Origin of the sequence: Streptococcus sp. CCH8-H5, from assembly GCF_001556505.1 — a bacterium.
In the GTDB taxonomy this organism is placed as follows: domain Bacteria; phylum Bacillota; class Bacilli; order Lactobacillales; family Streptococcaceae; genus Streptococcus.
Genome location: NZ_LSIZ01000033.1, coordinates 1 through 1,331, shown reverse-complemented (window position 1 = coordinate 1,331; position 1,331 = coordinate 1). Strand labels below are relative to the sequence as shown.

The 1,331-nt window shown below is 37.8% G+C and carries 1 pseudogene; it reads left to right on the top strand.

The features are described from left to right. Positions 1–46 precede the first annotated feature (46 nt). Positions 47–1,019: pseudogene (locus tag AX663_RS03240) on the top strand (transposase); the annotation flags it as partial. Positions 1,020–1,331: the final 312 nt, after the last annotated feature.

Here is a 1,331-nt window from a genome sequence, read left to right as displayed (position 1 = left end):
AGCAACGTTGTTGTTTAGCTAATGGGTAAGCCTGACTGATAATCTGCTCAAGCCCTTAGAATCACAAAAACAACTAGATAGCTTACGAGTACGTAAAACAGATAAGATTGACGCTGAAAAACTAGCTACGTCTCAGTTCATCCTCAATCGTAAACCAAGCTATGTCCAAGAAGTGCTTTATCAAGAATTACGCGACCTCAGCCATTTCTATCAGAATCTTACTGGGGATATTTTCTGCGCTAAAAATCGTCTGCACAAGGTTCTACAGGTCTCTTTTCCTGAATTGTAAAACATCTTATCTTCACCAACTGTGGGAACAATATTGGAACTTGGTCATGACTTTTCCATGTAATAGTTTTGTACTGGAGTTAGATGACGCCGAATTAACAGCTATCATCCGTCAGTCTACGGCAAAACGCATCTCTGAAAAACGTGTGACTTACTTAGTAGATAAGCTTACAAAACTAGCTAATCAGTCTTATTGTGAGGTCAAGAAAACCTCTCCAATGATGGAAGAGATCAAATACTATGCAGGGGAGTTACTTAGGCTTTCTGAATATAGACAAGGCGTTTTAGAGGAGATGGTAACTTTGGCTCAACCTTTGCCAGAATACGAGATTCTTCTCTCTATTCCTGGAATCACTGAAACCACAGCGACAAGTATTATTGGCGAACTTGGTGACATTCGTCAATTTCATTCTGCCAATCAAATCAATGCTTTGATCAGCATTGACCTCAGCCACTATGAATCTGGGGACTTTCTAGCAAAGGAACATATCACCAAACGTGGGAATCCCTATGCCATAAAGGTTCTCTTTAAGTGCATTCATAACATAGCTTCAGCTGGCTACACCAATCCTTGTCATATAGCAGACTTCTATGAGAAACGGAAAAGACAATCGCAAGTGACTTCAACCAAACCACACACGATTGCCTCTACACATCGTCTCATTAGAACAATGTATTACCTCATAACACATAACAAGCTTTACGATTATACTTCTACCCAAAATCGGTAAAATTGTTTATGCCATATGATTGTAACACCTTATCAAAAAACCACTAGGTAAGGTGTTGTTTTTGCGTGCACTTTTTACACTAAACTTTAGTTCAAAAATAGACAAACTCCTTAGTTTGACTATGTAATTCAATCTATTTTTTTATCAAATGCCTTGATATGCTTGACAAATGGTAGAAAAGGACTCAGTCCTGTGCAATACAGAACTAAATCCTTTGGATAAATTAATTGTCTAACTTTTTGGGGTCAGTACAATTTTTATGGGACTTTTTGTGTATACTCAAAAAGCTCTATAATCTCTACAGTGGTTTTA